The organism is Rothia sp. HMSC065G12, assembly GCF_001811455.1.
In the GTDB taxonomy this organism is placed as follows: domain Bacteria; phylum Actinomycetota; class Actinomycetes; order Actinomycetales; family Micrococcaceae; genus Rothia; species Rothia dentocariosa.
The window spans coordinates 14,296-36,379 of record NZ_KV804801.1 but is presented as its reverse complement, the minus strand read 5'-3'; the positions used below and the strand labels follow the sequence as shown (position 1 = coordinate 36,379).

Below are 22,084 nucleotides of genomic sequence, written 5' to 3'. Positions count from 1 at the left end.
GTAGGCATGTGTGTTACAGCTTCCGTCATCGGATAATCCAGTGACTACAGTCACTAGAAGCGTAGTTCCTTTATCTTATATTTACATTCGGGTATCCACCAAACCCACATCGCCTTAAAATCAGCCGACAAGCACCATTTTGCGGGGTACTGCGAGGAGTTGGGAGGCGGCATCCCCGGTATCGCTATCAAAATAAGGTTCGGCAAAAAGTTACGAAAGATTTACACACACCGAAGATTTGTGGCGTCATATTTTTCCAGAACGCCTCAAACCCTCTCCAGACCCCAAAAAATCCACGAAAAACCATGTAAACAGGAGCAAAACCAACATCTAAAATAAGTAGGCCCTAACTTATATTTTCGGGATTTAGGGCAAAAAAATTTTATGAATCTCATACTAAAAGCACCCCGTATCCTGTGATTTATGAATGGCATCACAGGGTACGGGGTGAGAATGTATCTCTTTTACACGTGACTTTCTACGTTCGTTGAAATTCTAGAACCGGTTACGGTACTCACTCGCAGCCGCACCGGTGCTGAAAGCACGAATATTGTGGGCGATCAGTTCCTCCGGATTTACGGGGCGCCCACCGGCAGCATGCGGGGTGATCACGATATTCTTCGCATCCCAGAGGGGCGAATCGGAGGGGAGCGGTTCGGTCGCCGTCACGTCCAACGCAGCGCCCGCAATCGAGCCGGAGTTTAGGGCGGCGATGAGCGCATCCTCATCAACAGTGGTACCGCGCCCGACGTTAATCAGGTAGGCGCGCTTGGGCAGCAGCTGCAGCTTATGGGCATCGAGCGCTTTGAAGGTCGAATCGCTGGTGGGAAGCACCATCACGAGAATATCCGTAGTTGGCAGGTATTCATCGATTTGTTCGGTCGCAATCACCGGGAATCCAGAGCGCTCCCCCGCGCTCTGTGCAACGCCGGTTACGTTCGCGCCAAAAGCCTTGAAGAGCCGCGCTGTCTCTTGACCAATCGAACCAAAGCCCCACACGAGCACATTGGCATCAAGCAGGGTGGTGACCTGGTCTTTCGGATGAAGTTCCTGCGCGCCGCCTAGCTCCTCAGCCCAACGATGCTCGGCCGTTGCCTGCGCCAGCGTCGGCAAGAAACGCACGAAGTTCAGGGTCAGCGCGAGCGCATGTTCCGCAACGGTTTTCGAGTGCAGACCCACACCTGCACAGATGGCGGCATCTGGGGTGAATCCCGCCACACGCACCGCATCCGGCCCCGCAAGAAGCGCCTGAATAAGCCCCACATTTTTCATGCGTCGGGCGGAATCCGCGAGCTGATCGGCGGTATTCGCCCAAGCAATCAGAACTTCGGCATCGGTATCTTCCTCGGCAATGGGTTCCGTGGGGTTGTAGTGCCGCACGATATCGCCGGGTTCAAGCCCTAGTTTCTCTTCGTCGAGCGTAATTGAGGTAGGAATCAGAATCTTCATGGGTCCTCCTGTGGATGGTGCATGCAGGCTAACGTTCAGCGACGAAGGCAACCCGCATCCCGTGTGAGGGGGTTAACAATTATTCCCCTCCAGCATAGCGTGCGAGGGGAATAACTGTATAGGGTTACCTAAGAAGTCGCTAGGGCTTGGTGCCGCGCGAAGGTTCGCCGGCATCCTCTCGACCCTCGCCACGAGGCTCGGTTTTCGCCGGTGCATCGGATGCGCTACCGGCAAATTCCGGGTCGATCACGGTATGCGATTCACCCTGCATTTTCTTCAGGCATTCGGCATCTTTCGCCGCCATTTCGGGCGTGATGACATCAATGGCGCCGGTTGCCGAACGCGCCACATCGGTAGTAGTGTGCGTTTCGATGGTGGTGGCGAGCGCATCCTCGCGGATGAAGAGAAGCAGAAGCGCGGAGATTAGCCCGAGTGGTGCCAGGTAGAGGAAAAGTGGGATCAGGGCATCATTGTAGGCGTTCACGATAATGCCGTGAATCGGCTCGGGAATCCGGCTGACGAGCTCGGGAGTCAGGGAGGAGGTTCCGTGTTCCCCCGCCGAGGCTACTGCTTGCGCGGGCATGCGTTCACTGAGCAGGCTGCTCAGGCGTGAGGTAAACAGGCCGCCCACGAGTGATGCGCCCACGGTTGAGCCGACTTGGCGGAAGAAGTTGTTTGCCGCGGTGGCGGTTCCTACGACGGTGATGGGGAAGGCGTTTTGCACGATGAGGGTGAGGAACTGCATCGACATGCCCAGGCCCGCACCCATGACCGCCATGTAGCTGCAGAAGATCCAGGTGGGGGTGCTCGGGGTGATGGTGGAGATTAGGTAGAGCCCGAGCGCCACGAGTGCGGTACCGGTGACCACATATGCCTTGTATTTGCCGCGTGCGGAGACCAGCCGCCCGGTAATAATGGAGACCACGAGCAGGGCACCCATGAGGGGAATCATGAGCAGACCCGCCACGGTTGCGCTCACGCCCAGGGACATTTGCAGGTAGGTGGGAATGTACTCGACGGCACCGAACATGGCAACGCCAAGGGCGAGAGAGGCGCCCAGGGTGAGCAGGAAGTTGCGGTTGGTGAAGAGGTACATGGGCATGATCGGCTCTACGGCGCGGTTTTCAACCGGGATGAAGATCAGGGCCGCGACGACGGATGCGATGAGAAGCCCAATAATCTGCGGGGAGTTCCAGGCGTACTGGTTGCCGCCCCAGATGGTGGCAAGCACGAGCGCGCTGGTTCCTGCCATGAGAATAATGCTGCCCAGGTAGTCTATCTGCCGCTTTTCGCGGTCTTTGAGCGCGGTGTGCGGGAGCAGGAAAATGACGGCAAAGATTGAGAGTATGGCAAGCGGCAGGTTAAGCCAGAATGCCCAACGCCAGCCGGGACCCTCAGTGATCCACCCGCCGATGAGCGGCCCGGCGACCGAGGAGAAGGCGAAGACGCCGCCGATAATACCCATATATTTACCGCGTTCGCGGGCGGGGATTACATCTGCGACCACGGATTGGGAAAGAATCATGAGGCCGCCACCGCCGACTCCCTGGAGTGCGCGGGCGACGATTAGCCAGGTCATATCGGGGGCGAGCGCGCCGATGATAGATCCTGTCATGAAGGAGAGGATGGCAAAAATCAGGAAGGGTTTACGCCCGAACTGGTCGGAGAGTTTGCCGTACACCGGCATGGTGATGGTGGAGAGCAGGATGAAGGTGGCAATTACCCAGCTCATATGCTCCACGCCGTGCAGTTCGCCCACAATGGTCGGCAGTGAGGGTGCGAGGATGGTTTGGTTCAGTGCCGACATGAGCATCACGATGACCAAGCCGGAGAACATGAGCGCTATTTGATGTTTTTTAGCTTCAGCCGTGGTGGCTTCAGCGGGTTTGTCTGAGTGCGACGTCATTCCTAGTTTTCCTTCAGCAGGGCTTGAAAAGTTTTGACGGTGTTGTGGATGCGCCGCTCGACCTCGTCTTCGTCGGCAATATCCTTGGCGAAGTGCAGCTGCCGCAGCACCGCGGATGCGAGCTGGACTGTGGCACGGGTGCGTTCTTCGGCAGTTTCTGTTAGCGGCATATTCTCGGGGCGGGTTATCAAAGGGCCGCGCCTTCCTGCGGTATTGAAGGCATCCCAATCGACGGTGTTGAGGTAGTCGATGAGCACCTGTTCGCAGTTGATATGGTGTACCTTCAGCCGGTGCCTGAATTCGGGGAATTCGTCGATGCGCTCCCGGAATTTTGCGTGGTCGGCAAAGTTGAAGCTATGCCGCACGATGTACAGCAGCAGATGGGTGATACGCACGATGAGATTGTCGTTCTCGTGCGCCCGATCGCTGGCGAGCAGCTCGTCGGTGATGGCGGGGGCGCGCAGGCCGAGCACCGCATCCTCTTTAGTTCCGAAGTAGTTGAAGAAGGTGCGGGGCGAGATTCCAGCTTCCGCAGCGATGTCTTCGACAGTACTGCCGCGCATACCGTGCTGGCGGGCTAAGCGCAGGGCGGTTTCGTGAATGTTCACCCAGGTGCGTTCGCGGCGGCGTTCACGCAGGCTTGTCTCGGCGCGACTCGGCTCAGGTTTTTGCATAACTGCAATTATTGCATTTATGCACTTTTTGCACAACTGCATTATGTGGGCGACGCGGCGTGTCCTGCCTCTCCCCCACAGAAGACAAGATGCTAGGCATAATAATAAGGTGAACTTTTTTTCACCCGCATACCTCGACTTTCTACCCGATTGGCTCAGGATTATTCTGTTCTTCGCAGACCTGAGCATCCGTGTGCTGTCCCTATTCTGGCTGCCCTACAACCGCAAGCCCGTGGTCGCACTCGGCTGGCTCATGGCTATCTTCTTCATCCCGTTCATCGGGTTCCTAGCCTTCCTAATTTTCGGGTCCTCTCACCTTCCGCAATACCGGCGAGCCCGGCAGCACGCCATGAACGACCTGATCCGCGAGACCACCGGCGGCACCCCGCAGCTCACCGACTCCGACGGGCTCAACGAAGCAACCCTGGTCGCCAGCCAACTCAACTACAAGCTCGGTTCGCTCCCCCTCGTCGGCGGAAACTCCTTCACCCTGCACAACGACAACCACGAAGCCATGCGCATCATGGCGCAGGAAGTCAACAAAGCCCAGCGGTACGTTCACTTCGAGTTCTACATCACCGCCTACGACGAAGCCTCCAAAGTACTTTGGGATGCCCTCTTCGCCGCCCAAAAACGTGGCGTGCGGGTGCGCGTGCTCATCGACCATATCGGCTCGCGCAAATACCCTTCATACCGGCAGCTGACAAAAATGCTCAACGAATCGGGTATCGAATGGCGCCTGATGCTGCCCGTCAAACCCTGGCGGCTGCAATGGCAGCGCCCCGACCTGCGCAATCACCGCAAAGTCCTCGTGATAGACGGCGCAGTGGCATTCTCAGGCTCGCAAAACGCCATCCACCGCTCTTACGACCTCAAAGAAAACGTGCGTAAAGGTCTGGAATGGAAAGACCTCACCTTCTCATGCACCGGTCCCATCGTCGAAGAACTCAACGCCGTGTTCGTCTCCGACTGGTACTCCGAAACAAACCAGCTGATCCTCGAAGAAATTGAGGCGAAAATCCCCTACGTTCCAGGCTCAATGCGCGCCCAAGTGGTTCCCTCCGGCCCCGGGTTCGAGACGGAAAACAACCTGCGTCTAATCAACTACATGATCTATAACGCAGAAAAACGCATCACCATCTGCTCACCCTACTTCGTGCCCGACGAAACCCTGCTGCAGGCACTCACCAACGCAGCGTTCTCGGGCATCGAAACCACCGTGATCGTCTGCGAAAAAGGCGACCAGTTCCTCCCCAATATGGCGCAGCGCTCCTACTACGAGACGCTGCTGCAATCCGGGGTACGCATTCTGCAATACCCCAGCCCCACAGTGCTGCATTCCAAGTTCATGTACGTAGATGACGAAATGGCGTTTATCGGCTCCTCGAATATGGACCCCCGCTCATTCTCGCTCAACCTCGAAGTATCAACCTTTATCGCAGACCCCGCTATGGTGGATGCGCTCGCCGACGTTGCGAAAACCTACGAAAGTATCTGCACGGAATTGCGTTATGGCCCGTGGTCCTCACGCCCGCAACGCATTAAAGTCACCGAAAATATCTGCCGACTCTGGTCATCGCTCCTGTAAAACTCGGGCTGGGAAAGCCCGTAACATGAGGGAGTTCGGCATGACCGCGCTCTCGAAGCGGTACCTGCGGCTGTGGTGATAACCGCGTGCAAGTGCACCTTCTGCCGCCTCTGAAAGACCAGCTGACATGGGGTTTTATACCGATTCGCCGTATCCGCGATGTTTTCTTCCGCGAATGCAGAAAACGCACGATCGCCCGCACCCGTCGCGGACGCATCGCGCGTCGTCCATTTCTACCCAAAAATATAGTATATAGCCTATCGCCACATGCGATTTCCCGCGTGTATCGCCGAGGGTTTAATCTGCAGCCACTCCGGACTGGGCAGCCGCACGGCCTTCTTGCACCCCGACAGAGCCGTGATAATCGACTCGCACCGGCGGTTGAACTCAACCGTATGCCGCTTATCCACGATCTGCCCCGGAAAATGGCGGTGCATCTTCGACACCGAATCGCTGCTCTCCTGCAGACCGTGCCCGGTATGGCCCGGCACATGCTTCACAATCACCCGATGCGCCCGAATAGCCGCAGTCAGCTGTTCCATCTCGGCGATAACCCGGGCATCCTGCACGCCCTCACGCACCCAATAATCGAAAGCCCAACGGCTGTGCGCCAGCCGAAGAAGAAAAGTCAGCGCGCCCAAGGAATCAGTGTTAATAATCAGGCGGCGACCGCCGTGATAAAACACGTGAAACGCCGCGAGCATCGCCGAAAGCTCACCGGTCATAATATTCACGGCATCATAGTGGGTGTGAAAATAGAAGCCGTCCTCACTCACCCCGGCAATGCCCATGCGCCCACCGCGCAAATACTTCTTATTATGGGTGGCGCGAAAGGAACAATCGGTAAACACGTTATAGTCCACGAGCTGATTTTCGGGAACCTCTGCCAACGTATCAGCGATCATCTGCTCGGTCAGCTGCTCGGCACGATCCTGAAAATAGCGCATCGTCTCGGCGGCATCCGTACCGGCAAGACGCACATGCACCTCACCCAGCGAATGGTTATCGTAAGGGTCAAGCACCTTCTCAAACGCCCGGTACTCCATCGCCTTCTTAAGCTGCTCACAATTACGAAAAAGAAGCTTCAAATCGTGCCGGTCGGCAGCAACCGTCACCAGGTGGTGCGTATAATCCGAAGGAATAACATCCCAGGCATTAAGCACAATGCGCCCCAAAGTCTTCGGGTGCACCACATCGCACGGGTCAAGAAGCGAATGCATACACGATTCAACCACCGGTTCCTGGTTGATGACAATGCGCTCACCGTTTTCACGCGAAATATAGACAAGAGCCGTGAGGGTGCTGTAACAGTACCCCTTGGTTTTACGGGTGTATTCGGCGACCGCAATCACAGCCACGCCCCGAGTTGTATAGCCCGCCGGGTATGAGGTGCTGTAGTCGGGCGCCTCCCAGGTTAGGGTGCACCGTTTAATATGAGCCGGTGAGAATCCCACGTGTGTACACCCCCTTGCCGCATAGTCTCCTTCTTTCGTGTAGTGAGGAATTGTTCCACTATCTTTTATATGCTCGCCGGTGTCTGTGCGCAAACGTTGAACAGGTTATTTTACAGTCAGCGAAGAACCTTAAAAAGGGAAGCTAAAACCGTTTCTTGGCGGGAATTATGCGCGGTGAATGGGAGGTTCTGCCCCGCTCTGGCGCGCATCTGTGCGACGGTGTAGGGTTGGAGTTATCCGGTATATCTAACCTTGAGAAGGAGCACACCATGATCGGTGTTTATGCAGGTGTTTCGGTCAAGCCCGAGCACGTTGAAGAGTTCCTGGCATCCGTCCCCGCTCTCGTCGATGCATCGCGCAAGGATGCGGGCAATATCAGCTACGATTTTGGTCCCGCCGCCGGTGAGACCCCTGCGGGTGAACCGCGCACTTTCGCGTTTATTGAGCGTTGGGAGTCACAGCAGGCACTCGAAGCACATATGGCGACCGAGCATTTCGGTGCCGCTGTGAAAACCTGGGAGCCGCTGCTCGCCGCAGAGCTGGACGTGCGCATCTTCGAGATGTAGCGCCAGCTTTCCCTGCTAAAAAGAGCCTTTATTTGAATAAAGAGGGTTTTTCGCCGCTTTATTCAAATAAAGGCTCTTTTTATGCTCGGTCAATAGGCGACTAGATTCCCTCCGGGAGGATGCGCACCCCGCCCTTATCGGCAGAGGCGGCCAGCATCCCGTAAACCTTCAGCGCATTCGAGACCTGACGTTCACGCGGCTTAGTGGGCTTCCACGGGAGGGCGCCCTTCGCCTTGCGCCGCGCCTCCAAAACCTCGTCCGGCACATTCGCCCGCAGGATGCGGTTGTGCACGTCAATCTCGATCTCGTCGCCGGTTTCCAGCAGACCGATAGCGCCACCGGCGGCAGCCTCCGGTGAGACGTGGCCGATCGAAATGCCCGAGGTACCGCCCGAGAAACGCCCGTCGGTAATGAGTGCGCAGCTTTTGCCCAAGCCCAGGCCTTTCAGGTACGAGGTGGGGTACAGCATTTCCTGCATGCCGGGGCCGCCCTTCGGGCCTTCATACTGAATCACCACAATATCGCCGGGGTTCACGTGCTTCGACAGAATCTCAAACACAGCTTCATCCTGCGACTCAACCACGAATGCCTTACCCACGAAGTGGAAAAGTTCTTCATCAATACCGGCGGACTTGATGATCGCACCGTTCTGGGCGATATTGCCGCGCAAAACCGCCAGACCGCCGTCTTTCGTGTAGGCATGCTCCACGGAGCGAATGCACCCGTTTTCGGCATCCGTCTCATGCGATTCGTACTTGTTCGCGGTCGAGAACGCCTGCGTGGTGCGCACCCCGCCGGGTGCGGCAAGAAACAGTTCTTGAGCCTGCTCGCTCGCGGTACCGGAACGGATATCCCATTCGGCAAGCCATTCATCCAGCGAATCCGCATGAACAGAATGAACGTTCTTGTGCAGCAGCCCGGCACGGTTCAGCTCACCCAGCAGCGCGGGGATACCGCCCGCACGGTGCACATGCTCAATGTGATACTTCGTAGAGTTCGGTGCAACCTTCGCCAGACAGGGCACCTTACGCGAAATACGGTCGATATCGTCCAGCGTGAAGTCAGCGCCAGCCTCATGCGCAATAGCTAGGGAGTGCAGTACAGTATTGGTGGAACCGCCCATAGCCACATCCAGCGCCATAGCGTTCTCAAAGGCTTCCTTGGTGGCGATAGAGCGCGGCAGAACGGACTCGTCATCCTGCTCGTAGTAGCGCTTCGCCAGGCCAACGATGCGCTTACCCGCCTGCAAAAACAGTTCTTTACGCGCGATCTGGGTCGCAAGCGTGGTACCGTTGCCGGGCAGTGCCAGACCAATCGCTTCATTCAGGCAGTTCATGGAGTTTGCGGTAAACATGCCCGCGCACGAACCACACGTGGGGCAGGCGTTCTTCTCAATCTGGGCGAGCGCGGTATCGCTCACGGAATCATCCACCGCCATGACCATTGCATCCACCAGATCCAGGCGGTGCTCCACAACGCCTTCAACGCCCTCGCCGGATTCCATGGGACCGCCCGACACGAAAATTGTGGGGATATTCAGGCGCATTGCTGCCAAGAGCATGCCGGGGGTGATCTTGTCGCAGTTCGAGATACATACGAGCGCATCCGCACGGTGAGCGTTCACCATGTATTCGACCGAGTCGGCAATGAGGTCGCGTGAGGGCAGGGAATAGAGCATGCCGTCGTGGCCCATCGCAATGCCGTCATCAACCGCAATGGTGTTGAATTCTTTCGCCACGCCGCCAGCCTCACGAATAGCGCCAGCCACCAGGTCGCCCATATTTTTCAGGTGCACGTGACCGGGTACGAACTGGGTGTAAGAGTTGGCAATCGCAATAATCGGTTTGCCGAAATCATCATCACCCATGCCGGTTGCGCGCCATAGAGCGCGGGCACCCGCCATATTGCGACCGTGAGTTGAGGTGCGTGAGCGTAATTCGGGCATGTCTTTACCTTCCGTTGTGATGCATCTATAGATTCTACGCGCAGGCGGGCGCCCAATCATCGAAGGGTTACTTTGGTTTCATATGTTGGCATGCCGTGATGCTTGGTCATGAGCTGTGCCTGTGGCGCGCCGAAGGGTGAGTATGGATGCGGCGCGCACCTTATGCCGCGGGGCGGGCAAGGATGCCGGATCTGCGGCAGATTTGCCCCCTTGAGACTATATCCCCGTGCAGCGTGGAATGAGTCTATTATGCCCCCTATGCTGGTGGGGTAAGAACTCCCGCCGCGTGATTTGCGCCAGCTAGCGAACAAACGCTACGCAAGCGCACGAAGACTCGTACGGCCGCCCCCTTTATCTTCTCCATTGGATGTATCTTCTATGTCTCACTCCCCCGCCTCCTTCCGCAACACCGTGATCTACCAAATCTACCCGAAGTCATTCTATTCTGCGCACGGGCGGCCAACCGGCGATATTTGCGGCATTATCGAGAAGGTGCCCTATGTGGCATCGTTGGGGGTGGGCATGGTGTGGTTCAACCCGTTCTTCGCCTCGCCCCAGCATGATAACGGCTACGACATTTCCGACTACTACGCCATTAACCCTGAGTTGGGCACGATGGAGGATGTTGAGGAGATGATCGCCGCGTTTGGGGAGCACGGCATCGGGGTCATGTTTGATATGGTGCTCAACCATGTTTCGATCGAGCACGAGTGGTTTAGGCGGGCGCAGGCGGGCGAGCACGAGTACTGGGATTATTTCTATCTTCGCCCGGGGCGGGTTCAGCCTGACGGCACGGTGGTTCCGCCCACGAACTGGGGGTCGAAATTTGGCGGTTCGGCTTGGGAGCCTTTCACCGATACGGCGGGTGAGGTTTATCGGGACGAATCGGGGGTGCCGCTGTACTATCTGCACCTTTACGACGTCACACAGGCTGATCTGAACTGGTACAACCCCACCGTGCGTGAGGAGCTCTATAAGGTCGTCAATTTCTGGTATGACAAGGGTGTTCGCGGGTTCCGCTTCGATGTCATTAACGTGATCGGCAAGTCCGAGGAGCTTGAGGATGCGCCCGCCGGGGTTGTCGATAAGACCCTGTATACCGATACGCCCATCGTGCACACGCGTCTGCGGGAGCTGAACCGCGCATCGTTCGGGTGGTATGGGGATACCGTGACCGTGGGTGAAATGTCTTCGACGAGCATTGAGAACTGCGTGGGCTACTCCAACCCTGAGAACCGCGAGCTCGATATGGTGTTTAGTTTTCACCATCTGAAGGTGGATTATGAGGACGGCGAGAAGTGGTCGAAGGTGCCGTTCCGCTTTGCTGAACTAAAGGGACTGCTCAACGATTGGGCGCTGGGCATGCAGGCGGGCGGCGGGTGGAATGCGCTGTTTTGGAATAATCATGATCAGCCCCGCGCACTCAACCGTTTTGGTGACGTTCAGCGGTACCGGGCGGAATCTGCGACCATGCTGGCGACCGTGATTCACTTGCTGCGCGGCACACCCTATATTTATCAGGGCGAAGAGATCGGCATGATTGACCCGGTGTATTCTTCGATTGACGACTACGTGGATGTTGAGGCCCATAACGCTTTTAAGACCCTGCGTGCGCGGGGTCTCTCGGAAGGCGAGGCGCTTGAGGTTGTGCGCGCCAAGGCACGGGATAATTCGCGTGTTCCCATGCAGTGGGAGTCTGGTTCCGGTGGGGATTGTGGAGCGGTTGGTTTTGGTACCGCCGCTCCCTGGCTGGCGCCCGCGCCCAGCGTGGATGCGGCAACCGGTGCGGGTATTTCGGTGGCGGATGAGGAACGTGACGGCGTGATTTTGCCGTACTATCGCGAGCTGATTCGCCTGCGTGGGCAGTACCCTGTGATTTCTGAAGGCAATTATGCGCCCTATGCGCTCGACCATGAGCGGGTCTTCGGGTACCTGCGTGAACATATCGCTAAGGGCACGCGCACGCGGCTGTTGGTGCTCAATAATTTCTTTGGGGACGAGACGGCGGTGCGTGTTCCTGCCGAGTTCATGCCGGGCGAGGTTCTGGACGCAGTCGCTGGCAGTGAAGGCTCACGAGTTCCAGCGGAAGTGCAGTCTGCACGGGTGCTTTTGTGTAATTACAAGAATCCGCTCAGTCAGGTTAGCGGTGTTTCCGGCTCCGATCCCCGCGAGGTTGAGGTTACACTGCGCCCCTACGAATCACTGGCTTTGATCGTGGAAGAGCCCATCGTTTCTTCTTAGCTCGCCAGATTAATTGCTCGGTTACACGGGCATTTACAGGTATGGTTACATGCGCGAGCAGGTGGTTTTTGGTCCGAGCAGGTGTGATTTTCCTACCTGTTCGGCAAAAAACGACCTGTTCGCGGCTTAAAACACGGTTAAAGTGGGAGCATGAGTTTTGATTACATGCCTTCCGAAACCTTCCAACGTGCCGACCTTGACTTGCTTCTGAGCGTGCGGGTTGACGTGGCTCAGGTGCCGGGTGGCGCATCCCAACGGCAGATTTTGGATGCAGTACGCGTCTTCCTGGGCTCCCTCACTCGTGACGATTCCGCCGATGGGCACGCGATTGACCCGGATTTGGGGTTTGCGCGCCCCTACTATGCGGGCGGGTTTACGGTGGGCGTGGTGCCCGCATCCGGGCGGGGCAAGGTGGCGCTCGCCGGGATCCATGAGGGAGCACAGGCTGTTGGGTTAGGCAGGTTCAGCGTGCCATCGAACGGTAAGGCTGGTTGGCGCATCGTGACGTCGGTGGTGGTCTCTAGCGCGGGCGAGGATGTGCTGGATTCCCTAGAGGCTGGCATCGAATACCTGACGGATGCGCTCGGTAACCTGCGGGTAGGCCTCTCCCTCACGGAACTCCCAGTCGCTTAGACTCCTCTCCCCTCTCCAGTTTCTCCGACCGTCAAAAGAGCCTTGATGATGAATAAAGCGGGATTTCCAACTCTTTATCCATCATCAAGGCTCTTTTTATGCGCCCGGAAGAATTAGTGCGTAGGCGCAGGGTCGTCCTGCGCATTGGAAAAGACGGTTCCGCCGCGGGACATGCACACATCTTGCGCCCGGCCCGAGTCAATGTAGTCGAAAAGTAGTTTCTGGTCGTCCTCAGAGTGGGCTTTAGCCCAACGGTTATTGAGGATGCGGAAGGTTAGCTGGGCTTGGAGATAGGCTAGGTTGGCACATACGCTTGATGCCTGCACAGAGCTTATATCTCGCCCATTATTGACTATTTTGCCGCTCCCCTGCAGGACAATTCCGGTTTCATAACCGTCATCATAGACGTTGTATCCCGTAATGTTCTTATATTCAATCTTATTTTTATGCCCTTTGAAGGTACAAGTTTCAACAAAGCTTCGGGTTATCATTACGTATGTATTAAGATTAATTAAAGTTATGCCAATAACTATTATTGCAATAACAAACATGATGGCAAAAGAAATATATATGTTCGTAGAACTATATGAGGACGCAAAAAGCATAATGCACATCCCCAGCAGACTCAGCAGAATCTGTGCGATACCGAGAAGTTTTATGCGTTGTTCTTTAAAATTACTTGGGTCATTCTTCTGACTACTCTTCGACAGATATGCTTTAAGACCGTTTGACATTCTAGAAGGCTGAAAATCTTCCATGATAAATTTTCCTTTCTTCATTCATTTTTATCGCAAGAATTGACAGTAAGATAATCTGGTACGTCTATAAAATTACTCCTTACTTTCCCGGTATGGACTATTATCGTTCTCTGGGAAAACAAAACCACTTTGCTCCAAACAAATCTCACGCGCTTTCCCAGAAGAAATATACTCCTGAATCAAGTTCTGATCCTCATCAGACTCAGGCTCAGCCCACCGCTCATTCACAATACGAAACGCAAGCTGTCCCAACACATACGACATATTCACCCAGTTACTATGAAGCTCTATCCCTTCATCAAAATATCCTTCATCATTATAGGGACCATCAATATATAATCCATCTTCAAAATTATTATCACGATCCGTCCGCTCATAGTACCCAAAATCACGAATACGACGATATTCAACCTTTTCAACGAAACGGAGAAAAGTACGCCGCAACACATACGTACGCGTAATCTTCACATACGCATTCCGATACCACACATAAAATAACAGACCTGCTACCGAACATGACATTAAAATTCCCTGACATATACCGTCAAAACGGTTGAAGCGGAAATAAAAATACAGACATAGCACTAATGCCGCAAGGGAAACAACCCAGAATCCATAAGCAGCCAAAAGGAGAAATCCCATCCGGTGTATATTCTTTTTACCTGTAGACTTCCCTCGATTACGCTTCGACAGAAAACTCCGCCCGAAAGCAGAAAGTAGGGGACCCAAAAATGCGTTATCCACAACAACCTACCTGTATTGGGGCAAATCTATTCATCGGAAGAGTTTTCCTCAGATGAATTTTGGTCTGGCTTGTTGAGGTTCTCGGGGAATTCCATCCCAGTATTCTCTAAGCACACCCGATGAGCTTGCCTCGAAGACACATACTCCAAAACCTGCTCATGATCCTCATCAGACTCAGGATTAGCCCACCGTTCCTTGAGAATGCGAAACGCCAGCTGCCCCAACACATAATCATAATTAGCCCACACACCGTGAAGCTGAACACCAAGAGTAGGGAAACCCTCCTCATCTTCAGGGCCATTTAAATACAACCCATCAGTATCAATAGCGCCATTCGGCTCATCATGATATCCGTACCCGCTAATATGCCTATACTCAAGTTCCTCCACAAGCCTGAACAGGTTCCGCCGCCGCACATACGAACGCGTAATCTCCACATACGCATTCCGATACCACACATAAAACAACAGACCAAGCAGAATAAGAACAACCTCACCGACCGCGAATATCATAACACCGGTAAAAGTAGTACCACCACCGTTAATAGTGCTCCCAGTAAACAATATTGCTAAAGCAAAACTAAAAACCCAAATACCCCAAGCCGTCACAATCATCAAAGGCATCCGCTGAATCTCAGCATTAACTTTCTTACCCCGGTTATACCTCGACAAAAAGGTACGACCTAAAGCGGAAAGAATAGGACTCAAAAACGCGTTATCCATAACAACCCGCCTGAACTATGAAGCTCCTACTCATTAGATGGGTCTTCCTCTGTAGGATCTTTGTCCGGGATGATGTTATTCTCAGGGAAAGCCATACCATCATATTCCAAACAAATATTTCGAGCCTGCCCCGACGATACATACTCCTGAACTTGCTCATGATCCTCATCAGAATCAGGATCAGCCCACCGCTCATTCACAATACGAAACGCAAGCTGCCCCAACACATAATTATAATTAGCCCAATTACTATGAAGCTTAACACCAAGAGTAGGAGTACCCTTAGCATCATACGGACCATTTAAATACAGCCCATCCTCAAAATTACCTTCCCGATCATGCCCCTCATAATAGGAATACCCACGAATACGACAATATTCAATCTTCTCAATAAATCGAAAAGCATCCCGCCGCAACACATACGAACGGGTAATCTCCACATACATATTTCGATATAATGCATAAAATAATAGACCACTTAAAATAAAAACTAACTCGGCAAACGCAAATGCCATGGCACCACCAAAATTAGTACCACCACCGTTAATAGTGCTCCCAGTAAAAAATATTGCCGCAGCAACACTAAAAACCCAAAGAGCCCAGGCCATAACAATCATGAGAGGCATACGCTGAATATTAGAATTTACCTTCTTACCCCGGTTATACCTCGACAACCATCCCCGTCCCAAAGCAGAAACAAGAGGACCCAAAAACGCATTATCCATACAAAACCTTTCCTAACGTTAAATATACTATTCACTTACTGATTCTCCAGGAGAATTTTCTGCTCCTTGATGCGTCTGTGAAGTATTTGTATCAGATGAGGATTTGGCTCCACGACCAATTTTTACAGTGTTTTTACCAACGTTTTTAACATCCCATTGTTTGTTATATTCATCAACAGCTGTATCACCCATTACTTCCATAAAATTCTTGTCCTTAACCTTGGCTTGATTATGCGCTTTAAGATCTTCCCCCGGATGCTGTCGTATATACCGATCCCGATCCACTCGCAGGTTCTCATTCTGCCATGCTGTAGACGTAGCAGACCGGGGAATATCAACTGAAGCGCTGAAACCTTCAGAGGCTGTATTCTTGAGAGCCGATGTAGCCCAGCGCTGTGTTCGGCTACCATCAGGCAAGTTTCGAATGCCCGGGAGTTTCTTATAATCGACCCCCTCAATCCTAGCTTTAGGCACAGCCTTGATACCGGATCCAATGCCCTTAAGGCCTCCGCCCATGGCAGCGCTAGAAATCATACCCTTAACGCTCCAGTCGTCTCCAGCATTTTTAGTATAATCGTAGGCTCCCTCAATAGTGCCCGAGACCATGTCACCAGTAATCTCACCAGCCTGCTTACCTAATCGAGTGGCATGGGTCTTGATAAAGTTATCATCCAGGAGGTTTGGGTCCTTTGCTCGAAGCTTATCGACAGTCCTATTTGCCCAACGACCCGGTGCTTTATTTGCCAAGAAACGAGTTCCCTGAATCTTTTGAGCAACCTGTCCTTTTTCCCAGAGGAAGCCGCCGCGACCTAACGTAAAGATCTTAGTTGCCCCAGCCGTGACACCACCGACCAAACCACCGACAAGCGCGTCTTTCCCAACAGCACCCCAGTCTATACCGCCATCAGGACCAACCTTATCCATAGCCGAGGCAGCGGCGGAAGCCGCGCCCGCAATCGCACCCAACGCAATAATCGCCACCGGCCCAGTAAAAGCCACCGCAGCTACAGTGGCCACTATGGCTACAAGGTTGAAAGCAGTTTTTACCCAGAAACGTTCATTAGCATGCTCCGCATACTTATCGTATTCCTCAATCGACACAGGTCGCGTGCCCCAGGGATCCATGAGACCCACGGGGTTATTGCCCACGAAGGAATACGAGTCTGCAAACCAACCGGTACCTGGGACCGATTCAAGCGGGTCGAGCGAGAGGAAATGCTTCGATGCAGCATCGAAGGTACGCACACCCATGACGTCCAGACCAGCAACGTTTACACTCCCGGCACCCGAGAAGGCGAAGCCTTGAGGAAGAAGAGACTCCACCACGGAAGGCACCTTTCCCCAGGGTTCCTGCTGTGAGGGAGTTCCCACGCCCCACGGGTTAAACCCGCCCGGAACGCTCACCTGCGAGAACCCACCGTCATGACCGGGTGCAGGAACAGAACCGGCACCCAAAACTTGAGGAATCGGTGCGGTTGGGTCCCAGAGCAAAGGCACGGATCGACCGTCAAGCCCCGTCACCTGAGCAAGCTCGCCCACGGCATCTGTCACCAAGCGCACACGAGAGTATGCTTCCGTCGAGTGCCCTGTCCCGGCGTTATCCGTAACAGCGGCAAGAGAATCCCACATGCCCCACGAGTACTCACGTGTTCGACGGCTTCCCTGGCTTGTTGTTACCGTCTCCTGAGAACGGCGCCCAGCGGCATCGTAACTGTAAGTTGTAACCGTTTCCAGAGGATTATCCTCGCCCACATTCTCGCGAGCGATAATCTCAACAAGTTGATTGAGCGCGTTATACCTAAACGTACGTTCACCCAGCAAAACGCGCTCAGAGCTTTGCTGTTTGCTCTCCCGCGTTTCAGGCTCAGTGGGGCGGCGGTACAGACGTTCACGAACCATGAGCCCTGCGTCGAAAGTCCATTCAAATTCCCGTTCACCCTGGCGAGCGCCCGTCAGCTGCCCAGCGGCATCATAGGAATACATAACCAGGGAGTTTTCGGTATCGAGCCCGATAATCCGGCCTTCACGGTCACGGATAATTTCAGTTCGTTCCGTATGAGGGGCATGTTCCGCGTCTTTCCCGCTGTGATGAGGCGCGGTGCGGGTGTAAGAAGACACCAAACCAGAATCGCTGTCAAACTCCCAGGTGGAAAGGGTATCACCCAGCTGAGCACGCACTAGGCGCCCCATCACATCGTAGGAATACTCCGCAACCGTCATCTCGTCGTTATGAGAGGACGATGCTTCACGACGTACAGCATGACCGGCACCGTCATAAACGGTCTGTTCGGTGCCGTACGGGGTAACCATCATGGTGCGGTAGCCGTCTGCATCGTATTCGAACGTAAGCGTATAAGCGCCGGTCGAAACGAAAGTACTCAGGCTCTGGGCTTTCGCATCAGTATCCGCAGAATTGTGGAGGTTCTCGGTCGCTTCTGCGCCAATAACACCCGTGCGGGATCGTTCGATGAGGAGTCCTCGGGCATCATACACATACCGATGCTCAAGGTAGGAACCGTCGGATGCCTGGGGGTCGAGTTCCTGCGCGGTGACATAATCGCGCACCCATAGCTCACGATCCCCGCGTTCACGCCCGTATTCGGCGAGCAACACACCGTTGCAGCTGGCGCTCTTGAGGTTACCGCCACGCTTGTAGTTATAGGCGTATGCATAATCTTGAAGACCGTTGAAGTAACGGGTGGGACGACCAGCGGCATCGTAGGCGTACTCTTCCACGATCTCGTGGGATGTGCCGGTGCCTCGCGTCACACGGGTTACCCGGTCCATAGCATCATACTCGTAGGCGGTAACCTGACCGGTAGCGTCCATAACCTGCGCCACCTGTCCGTTTTCGGTGTATGAGAAGTGGGTGCGATACCCCAGCCCATCCGTTACACGGACTATCTGCCCGGCAGCATCGTACGCGAAGGTGCGGCGACCGTAGGTTGTATCTTGGACTGAGGTGATACGACCGCATCGGTCATACTCATAGGCGGCAACTCGCGCACCTGAAACTACACGAATAACACGACCGCACGAATCATAGACGGTTTTTTCTTCGGTGCCATCGGGGTTGATACGCCGTACAAGCTGAGATGCGGCGTCATATTCAAACCGGGTGACCGCCCAGCGTGTGGGTTCTGCCTCGCGCAGTACCCCTTCGGCGTCAGGAATGCGTTTAGGAGTATCTAGTCCAACGGCATGCGCTGCCGTACGTCCAGCGGAATCATATTCGTAAGTCTCAACACGACCTGCGGCAGATACTACACGCAGTGGGCGCCCAGCCTTATCGCGTTCGATGCGTGTCAAGCCACCGGAGGCATCCAAAATTTCTACGGGACGACCAGCGGCATCATAGGTCACCAGGTCTTCCACATGTTCTTGGCCGCGGCTGGTCTGTGTTCCCTCGGTGGTTACGCGCCCGAGCACATCAAGCCGTTTGAACGAAGAACCAGAAGCAGCAATAGTACGTTCAAGGCCACCTTTACGCTGCACAAAACGTTTTGCTTTCACACCGGTCGGGTCTGTGACACTGGAAATTTCACCCGCAAGGTCATAGGTGTATCGAGTAGTAGCACCCGTGGGATCTGTGATACTGCTCAGCTGCGATAACCCATCCCAGGTGTACTCCCAGGTGCCGCCCGAAACGTTTACGTAGCGCGCAAGGTTGCCCCAGGTATCGTAATCCGCCCGAGTTACGCGCCCCAGAGGATCGGTCACAGATACGATATCGCCGCCTTGGTTATAGGTAAAGCGGGTTGTATTCCCCTCGGGGTCGATAACCGCTGAGGGAAGGAAACCGCGGGTATGCTCTGCACCGTAGCGTTGCTGCGCCTGCTGTACGAGCGCCGGAGTGTCACTTTCAGCAAAGGTCGGATAAATAAACTTCCATCGGGCACCTTCTGGGTTCTGGATAGCGGTTACTACGCCCGAGCTGCTGTAGGTCAGTGTATTTTCGTACCCAAGACCATCAATAATTGTGATAACGCGCCCGAACTCATCACGTACAAGGCGAGTAGTATCGCCCGCACCATTGGTGATAGCCACAAGATTCCCGTGGGAGTCATACGTGAAATCGGTACGTACACCGCTGGGATCGATCTGTGCGATGAGGTTACCACGTTCGTTCCAGTCAAAACGCGTGGTTGCGCCGGTGCCATCCGTCACCGCGCTGGGGTTCGGATTCGCCGTATCATCGTACTCATAGGTTATCGTGGTCGGGTCGCCCAAATTGCGCCGGTCGCGTGCATCCCGCACTGAAATACTTGTCAGACGGTCATAATCATCCCAAACATACGTGTAATCCGCGCCTTCGGGGGTGCGTTCTCGGGTTATGCGGCTGCGCGAGTCAAAACGCCGTGTGGTCAAAGAGCCATCACGCCCCGTCACACTAATGCGGTTGCCCCAGGAATCATATCGCATGGTTTGTTTGCTGCCGTCCGCCGCAGACAGTGCGACTAAGCGCCCCTTTTCATCACTGCGCCAGATATTGGGGTTCTCGCCCGTTTCAGCGTCAGCGACAATAGTCATCAGCCCCTGAGCGTAGGTGTATGAGACGTCACGCCCATATTCGGTAAGCTGATGGATCACCCGTCCGGAATCATCGTAGGTGTTTGTCACCTCAACGTGACCGTTAACGTTGGTAACTTCGCGGATTAGTCCTTCGTCTGTATGCGAGTATGCGCGGGTTCCGGCGTTCGTGGTCGCCGATACCAAGTGTTCGCCTTCGTAGGTATACTCCACCACGGCAAGCTCTTCGCCAGCGTGGTCGCCGCGAGTGTTGTAGGTGTAAGCAGCTACAGGACGTTGGGGTGCGGTCGAATCATTCGAGCCTTCGTCGTAGAGCACGTAAAGACCGCGTTCAGTAACCGGATGCACAAGTTCCGCAATCCGGCTCTGATCATCTCGACAAGCAATTACCGTATTTGCCGTATGCCCTTCAACGGTACCCGCCCAATCTCCGGCAGGAGTGAAGAAAATCCGATGGTGTTTAGCGTTAGATACCACCCAGTAGAACGGTGCCGAGGAACCAGCGGTACCAGTCTTCGCCTGGGAATATGCCTCATCACGAAGTTGTGTAAAACGCTCGTACTGATCCGCCCCAATCGTCACCTTCTCCAGCCACCAGGGTTCGTGGGTGCATCGCGCATACCCCTCACCTTCGCGGGCGAAGAAGAGGATACGACCATCGTGGGTGTGCCAGCGGGCTTCCTGAGCGGTAAATTCCATGTGCTGGTCTAATGTGGATGCCCACCCGGGACCAAAGACACCCGATGGTATTTCATCAGGATGCGTAACCGCCAAGCTGTTGTACATCCGTTCCAGGCGCAAAGTACCCGAACCAGTGCCGGGGAAGGAAAGGTCGAGCTCTTCCTCAATAAAGTTACCCGTGGCGGCGTTCACAGGGTCATTCACGAACCCCGAGGTGAGATCAGCTCCAGCTACCGTAGCAAGTGGAATATCAAGTTCTTTGCGTTCTTGCGCCTTAACGCCTGCTTTCGCAAGAATTTCTTCAATCAGGAAGCTATCGTAGGTCGCCACCATATTGCTAGAGGCACCAGCCTGACGGAAAGCCTCAGCGATCACGTGTACGAAGGATGCATCCTCCATGTTTTTGCCAGCCCAGTCACCCGTTGCTTTGAGCAGACCCCTAATATCGAACTGACCCCAGGAGGTATTTTCCATAAACCCCTGGTATTCCTTTTGGATGCTTTCAAGTTTCTTCCCCAAGTCCTCACTCAGGGTGCGCGCTTGATTGAAGTAGACATCAAGATTATCGGGGATGGCGGAAGTCTTTGAGACACCCGGACCGCCCACCTTAATATTTTTCCTAGCCGGATCCAGCGTATCCATCACCATGTCAGAGACGTTTTCTAGGAAGGAGCCGCCTTTGCCTTCTCCCCCTTGGGAAGAGCTCTCGGTCGCTGGCGGCGGCGTACGAAGACTCGGTCCGGTTGAATGAGTTTCTGGCTTTTTCTTACCTGACCACGAATCACCAACCTGTTGGAAAAAGTCACGCTTATCCCAATCACGAGCCTTCTGACGGTTCTCTTGCTCTAGACGGGCAAGCTCCTTATATTTCTGAAGTTCGTTGGCGGCGTCGGAGAGCGCATCGCCCAGCCGTTTTCCATCGCGAAGAGCAGTTTCCGTGTTGTGCGCGAAAAGGTCCGCGTACGGTCCGGCAAATTCGGTCATCGCCTGATCGCGAGCGCCTGAACGCTGGGTGGAGTCCGTGGTGTGCAAATATTCGGAGGCTTCACGCAGCTGACGCATCAGCTGGTCTGCTCTGCCGTTATCGAAGTGCACGTCTTCTTGTGAGGCTTTATATTCTTCAGACATCAGGAACTCCCCCGGAAGTGTGTAGTTTCAGATGGTGTGATGCTCACGAGCGCACTCTGCCCGCGCCGAAGCAGATGGGCATAATGCACCACGCCTCTTTAACTGAGGCTTGATCAGGCATGACATCTTCCGTATAAGCAACGATCACTGGTGTATCCGCGCTCTAGTTCCTTGAACGCATTCACATTTCATGGACTACGGAAGTTTCACTCAAGGCTATCTACTTTAACGTTGAAGGTCAAGGATATTTGGGAGCATTCTTGAACGTGTTTCATCGTGCGTATACAGTTGTGGTGCCCTCTAGTACACCACCTACACAAAGAGCTTTGATCGCGAATAA

At 54.4% G+C, this 22,084-nt stretch carries 14 protein-coding genes; 4 read left to right on the top strand and 10 right to left on the bottom strand.

Annotation, left to right across the window (positions count from 1 at the left end; all coding sequences use genetic code 11):
* Positions 1 to 495: 495 nt before the first annotated feature.
* The 3 genes from HMPREF2804_RS01995 to HMPREF2804_RS01985 form a co-directional block, all read right to left on the bottom strand.
* On the bottom strand, positions 496 to 1,449 hold the full coding sequence (locus tag HMPREF2804_RS01995) for a phosphoglycerate dehydrogenase (protein ID WP_070627042.1): 954 nt from the start codon (positions 1,447 to 1,449) through the stop codon (positions 496 to 498).
* Between the two features lie 139 nt (positions 1,450 to 1,588).
* Positions 1,589 to 3,355: an MDR family MFS transporter gene (locus tag HMPREF2804_RS01990; RefSeq protein ID WP_070627040.1), complete on the bottom strand. Its 1,767-nt coding sequence runs from the start codon at positions 3,353 to 3,355 to the stop codon at positions 1,589 to 1,591.
* A 2-nt stretch (positions 3,356 to 3,357) separates the two neighbouring features.
* Positions 3,358 to 4,071 carry a TetR/AcrR family transcriptional regulator gene (locus tag HMPREF2804_RS01985; protein WP_048753409.1) on the bottom strand — a complete coding sequence of 238 codons (714 nt, stop codon included), beginning with the start codon at positions 4,069 to 4,071 and terminating at the stop codon, positions 3,358 to 3,360.
* Positions 4,072 to 4,138: 67 nt separating this feature from the next.
* On the opposite strand from HMPREF2804_RS01985, the gene cls reads away from it, so the two are divergent.
* Complete coding sequence (cls, locus tag HMPREF2804_RS01980; protein WP_070627039.1) at positions 4,139 to 5,617, top strand: cardiolipin synthase; 1,479 nt, start codon at positions 4,139 to 4,141, stop codon at positions 5,615 to 5,617.
* Positions 5,618 to 5,874: 257 nt separating this feature from the next.
* On the opposite strand, the gene HMPREF2804_RS01975 is transcribed toward cls, so the two are convergent.
* Positions 5,875 to 7,071: an RNase H family protein gene (locus HMPREF2804_RS01975; protein ID WP_048753412.1), complete on the bottom strand. Its 1,197-nt coding sequence runs from the start codon at positions 7,069 to 7,071 to the stop codon at positions 5,875 to 5,877.
* Positions 7,072 to 7,226: 155 nt separating this feature from the next.
* On the opposite strand from HMPREF2804_RS01975, the gene HMPREF2804_RS01970 reads away from it, so the two are divergent.
* Positions 7,227 to 7,637 carry a putative quinol monooxygenase gene (locus HMPREF2804_RS01970; RefSeq protein WP_246824095.1) on the top strand — a complete coding sequence of 137 codons (411 nt, stop codon included), beginning with the start codon at positions 7,227 to 7,229 and terminating at the stop codon, positions 7,635 to 7,637.
* A 100-nt stretch (positions 7,638 to 7,737) separates the two neighbouring features.
* On the opposite strand, the gene ilvD is transcribed toward HMPREF2804_RS01970, so the two are convergent.
* Positions 7,738 to 9,582, bottom strand: coding sequence for a dihydroxy-acid dehydratase (ilvD, locus tag HMPREF2804_RS01965; protein WP_070627037.1), 1,845 nt, complete (start codon positions 9,580 to 9,582; stop codon positions 7,738 to 7,740).
* A gap of 378 nt (positions 9,583 to 9,960) precedes the next feature.
* Between ilvD and HMPREF2804_RS01960 the strand changes: the two genes are divergently transcribed.
* Both HMPREF2804_RS01960 and HMPREF2804_RS01955 read left to right on the top strand, forming a co-directional pair.
* A complete protein-coding gene (locus HMPREF2804_RS01960; RefSeq protein WP_070627034.1) occupies positions 9,961 to 11,823 on the top strand; it encodes an alpha,alpha-phosphotrehalase in 1,863 nt (620 codons plus the stop codon).
* Between the two features lie 150 nt (positions 11,824 to 11,973).
* Positions 11,974 to 12,456 (top strand): hypothetical protein, encoded by a 483-nt coding sequence (locus HMPREF2804_RS01955; protein WP_070627032.1) that lies wholly within the window; start codon positions 11,974 to 11,976, stop codon positions 12,454 to 12,456.
* Between the two features lie 113 nt (positions 12,457 to 12,569).
* Here HMPREF2804_RS01955 and HMPREF2804_RS11060 read toward each other — a convergent pair whose 3' ends face one another.
* From HMPREF2804_RS11060 to HMPREF2804_RS01930, 5 genes are all read right to left on the bottom strand, one after another.
* Positions 12,570 to 12,947 (bottom strand): hypothetical protein, encoded by a 378-nt coding sequence (locus tag HMPREF2804_RS11060; RefSeq protein WP_168164900.1) that lies wholly within the window; start codon positions 12,945 to 12,947, stop codon positions 12,570 to 12,572.
* Between the two features lie 339 nt (positions 12,948 to 13,286).
* The gene (locus HMPREF2804_RS10910; protein ID WP_168164899.1) at positions 13,287 to 13,856 is read right to left on the bottom strand and encodes a hypothetical protein; all 570 of its coding nucleotides are present in this window, start codon (positions 13,854 to 13,856) and stop codon (positions 13,287 to 13,289) included.
* 128 nt (positions 13,857 to 13,984) lie between these two features.
* Positions 13,985 to 14,680, bottom strand: coding sequence for a hypothetical protein (locus tag HMPREF2804_RS01940; RefSeq protein ID WP_070627027.1), 696 nt, complete (start codon positions 14,678 to 14,680; stop codon positions 13,985 to 13,987).
* A gap of 26 nt (positions 14,681 to 14,706) precedes the next feature.
* Positions 14,707 to 15,405 carry a hypothetical protein gene (locus tag HMPREF2804_RS01935; protein ID WP_070536619.1) on the bottom strand — a complete coding sequence of 233 codons (699 nt, stop codon included), beginning with the start codon at positions 15,403 to 15,405 and terminating at the stop codon, positions 14,707 to 14,709.
* A 27-nt stretch (positions 15,406 to 15,432) separates the two neighbouring features.
* Positions 15,433 to 21,744: a DUF6531 domain-containing protein gene (locus HMPREF2804_RS01930; protein WP_070627026.1), complete on the bottom strand. Its 6,312-nt coding sequence runs from the start codon at positions 21,742 to 21,744 to the stop codon at positions 15,433 to 15,435.
* Positions 21,745 to 22,084 lie beyond the last annotated feature (340 nt).

Excerpts from the sequence above, each read along its gene's own strand:
- HMPREF2804_RS01930 (WP_070627026.1), bottom strand. The coding sequence starts at position 21,744 with ATGTCTGAAGAATATAAAGCCTCACAAGAAGACGTGCACTTCGATAAC.
- HMPREF2804_RS01995 (WP_070627042.1), bottom strand. The coding sequence starts at position 1,449 with ATGAAGATTCTGATTCCTACCTCAATTACGCTCGACGAAGAGAAACTA.
- HMPREF2804_RS11060 (WP_168164900.1), bottom strand. The coding sequence starts at position 12,947 with ATGATAACCCGAAGCTTTGTTGAAACTTGTACCTTCAAAGGGCATAAA.
- HMPREF2804_RS01935 (WP_070536619.1), bottom strand. The coding sequence starts at position 15,405 with ATGGATAATGCGTTTTTGGGTCCTCTTGTTTCTGCTTTGGGACGGGGA.
- HMPREF2804_RS01940 (WP_070627027.1), bottom strand. The coding sequence starts at position 14,680 with ATGGATAACGCGTTTTTGAGTCCTATTCTTTCCGCTTTAGGTCGTACC.
- HMPREF2804_RS01960 (WP_070627034.1), top strand. The coding sequence starts at position 9,961 with ATGTCTCACTCCCCCGCCTCCTTCCGCAACACCGTGATCTACCAAATC.
- ilvD (WP_070627037.1), bottom strand. The coding sequence starts at position 9,582 with ATGCCCGAATTACGCTCACGCACCTCAACTCACGGTCGCAATATGGCG.
- HMPREF2804_RS01985 (WP_048753409.1), bottom strand. The coding sequence starts at position 4,071 with ATGCAGTTGTGCAAAAAGTGCATAAATGCAATAATTGCAGTTATGCAA.
- HMPREF2804_RS10910 (WP_168164899.1), bottom strand. The coding sequence starts at position 13,856 with ATGGGATTTCTCCTTTTGGCTGCTTATGGATTCTGGGTTGTTTCCCTT.
- HMPREF2804_RS01955 (WP_070627032.1), top strand. The coding sequence starts at position 11,974 with ATGAGTTTTGATTACATGCCTTCCGAAACCTTCCAACGTGCCGACCTT.
- HMPREF2804_RS01990 (WP_070627040.1), bottom strand. The coding sequence starts at position 3,355 with ATGACGTCGCACTCAGACAAACCCGCTGAAGCCACCACGGCTGAAGCT.